This is a genomic window from Sporolituus thermophilus DSM 23256 (assembly GCF_900102435.1).
Taxonomy (GTDB): Bacteria; Bacillota; Negativicutes; order Sporomusales; family Thermosinaceae; genus Thermosinus; species Thermosinus thermophilus.
This window is the reverse complement of sequence record NZ_FNBU01000031.1, coordinates 26213-28436: the sequence shown is the minus strand read 5'-3', so window position 1 is coordinate 28436 and position 2224 is coordinate 26213. Positions and strand designations below refer to the sequence as shown.

The 2224-nt window shown below is 46.4% G+C and carries 3 protein-coding genes and 1 pseudogene; 3 read left to right on the top strand and 1 reads right to left on the bottom strand.

Translation table 11 applies throughout. The annotated features are described in order from the left end of the window. Nucleotides 1–273 (top strand): annotated as a pseudogene (locus BLQ99_RS13740) (ISLre2 family transposase); the annotation flags it as partial. A gap of 43 nt (nucleotides 274–316) precedes the next feature. On the opposite strand, the gene BLQ99_RS13735 reads toward BLQ99_RS13740, so the two are convergent. Continuing rightward, nucleotides 317–1006, bottom strand: coding sequence for a putative barnase/colicin E5 family endoribonuclease (locus BLQ99_RS13735; RefSeq protein WP_093691950.1), 690 nt, complete (start codon nucleotides 1004–1006; stop codon nucleotides 317–319). A 152-nt stretch (nucleotides 1007–1158) separates the two neighbouring features. Between BLQ99_RS13735 and BLQ99_RS13730 the strand changes: the two genes are divergently transcribed. Both BLQ99_RS13730 and BLQ99_RS14840 read left to right on the top strand, forming a co-directional pair. Further along, nucleotides 1159–1626 (top strand): DUF6883 domain-containing protein, encoded by a 468-nt coding sequence (locus tag BLQ99_RS13730; protein WP_093691948.1) that lies wholly within the window; start codon nucleotides 1159–1161, stop codon nucleotides 1624–1626. A 95-nt stretch (nucleotides 1627–1721) separates the two neighbouring features. Next, nucleotides 1722–1892, top strand: a complete 171-nt coding sequence (locus BLQ99_RS14840; RefSeq protein ID WP_143005908.1) for a DUF4926 domain-containing protein — start codon at nucleotides 1722–1724, stop codon at nucleotides 1890–1892. Nucleotides 1893–2224: the final 332 nt, after the last annotated feature.

Here is a 2224-nt window from a genome sequence, read left to right as displayed (position 1 = left end):
CCGATGGGGTGGAGCCGAGAAGGCGCCAAGCATATGGCATACATACGCGTATGTCAGGCAAATGGTCAGTCAGTAGCCGAGGAATATCTAAGACAACAACGTACAAATTACAAAATTGAGATAATGACAACAAGCCCGGCAGAAACTGTAGAAGTTGAACGGCAAAAGAAAACAAAAGCAACCTGTGAAACACATGACAATATTCCTGTATTAAAGGGGCCGAAAAACTTCTTATATAAGGTCTTGCGGGAGCTTTCGCTTGCCTATGCTTAATATTATGTTAACTCATCCGTGATGGTATGTCTTCTAAAAAATCCTACAATGTCTTGACACTATCGGGACTATTTTTCGACTGGAACAATTCGCCCGGTTTTGGTATACTATTATCAATAGAGGATTCTGCTCCCGCGCCGGTACGAGTAAGTGAAGGATCGGCGCGTGTAGTCCCGGTCGAATCGTTACCTTCGCCGGGTACGCCAGAATCCTCTTTATCATTTTTCCATCCCGTCAGCAGCCATGTTTGAATATGACCATCCTTATATAAAGACAGAACAGCCGTATGTCCATTGTGATAAACATTGACTCTTTCCCATTCTGGAGGGCCGTACGGTTCGCTGATTTTCCCCTTTGCAATAACCTCAACGAGGTTCCGGGCTATTTCTTCTCCGTTCTTACCTTCCGAATTCCGCTTGGCGATAATATGAGAAACACCGCTGCCGCCCTTAAACTTCTTGCCTCTGCCTGGCGTTCCCCAGTAAAATGAGATTCCTCCAAGCTCCGGTCGGTACATGGCATTTAGTACATCAGTTTTTTCCCGGATAACTTTTTCCATTGCAATCTGGCCGCGTTTGATATTAGCAGCAATACTATCACTGCTATAAGCGTACTCCCTACCGCCATAAGAAATAATAGCGTCTGACTTAAGGTCAGGCGCTATTTCTTTTCTCTCCTCCGCCGTCAAGTCGGCGCGGTTTTCCGTGCCGCGAGCTTCAATTTCGCCGGCCAACTTTTGATATCGGCGATAACCGACCCGCCATTGTATGTTAGGCTAGCGCACCTATTTCAATCCATCATGTGTAGGCTAAGAGCCAGTTGCAACCGGCGCATCCACATTGTTTATGCCACTAGGAAAAGGTTTTCAACGGCGAGTTGGACGGTATGCGCCAAAGGGATCAGGTACAAAAAGGTGGCGACGAGTTTTTGCGGAAGATTGACTCTGCCAATAGGCGTCGGTTGCTTGGTATCAAAGGAGATATTGCCTGTCTGCATGGTCGGGATTGGCGACAATATCTTAGGCAATGGAAAGGGCACGAAGATCCACGGCCGCGTTTAACTAAGACTGATTTTGGTTTGCAGCGCTTCGGGGATATACCTCCATTTAGTAAAGAAAAAGTAAAAATCCCGACATCTAAGATCTTAAATTACTGCCTAGATAAAAATCATAAGGTAGGTGGATCTAAAGCCGTTGCATTTGAAAAGGTGCTTGGGTATATTAAAGATAACTATCAGGAGTTAATTCACGCAATTCAAGAGAATGTTTCCAAGTATAGCCCGGTATATAAGGGCGATAATCAACATGGCCAGAAGTTTGAAATCCAGATTGAGCTAACTGGTCCAAGTGGCTGAACTGCAAACGTATTGACAGCTTGGATCGTCGACTGGGGAAGCGATGAACCGCGTTTGACCAGTGCTTATATAACCGAAAGGAAGGTGAAAGATAAGTGAAAATCAAAGAATTGGACGTCGTTCGGTTAAAAGATGGACGGGAGGGGACAGTTTTAGAGGTATACACTGATCCGGTAGCCTTTCTGATCGAAACCGATGAAGATATGAGCCTTTGGCCAACTGTAGGGCCAGATGAAATAGTCGAAATAACTTATCATAGTAAATAACCGCCTAATCGGGCGGTTTTTTCATGCCCGATTTTAGCCAAGGAGGGCAGTTAAAATGATCCGCGATAAACCCATATGCTAAACAAGCGCCTGATGGCCCTGGCGGTCGGCTGGCGCTATTTTTATGCCTATCAGTATTAGGGCCTAGCGCCCATTAGGCGGGGAATGTGGGTGCAACAGCGCTTGCTATTGCAAAACCTGTTGCAATTTACGACGCCTTTCAGTCCCCATTAGGCGGGGAATGTGGGTGCAACTCAATAATGTTGTCCGAGGCGGCCGAGGCCGTAACAGCCCTTTCAGTCCCCATTAGGCGGGGAATGTGGGTGCAACAG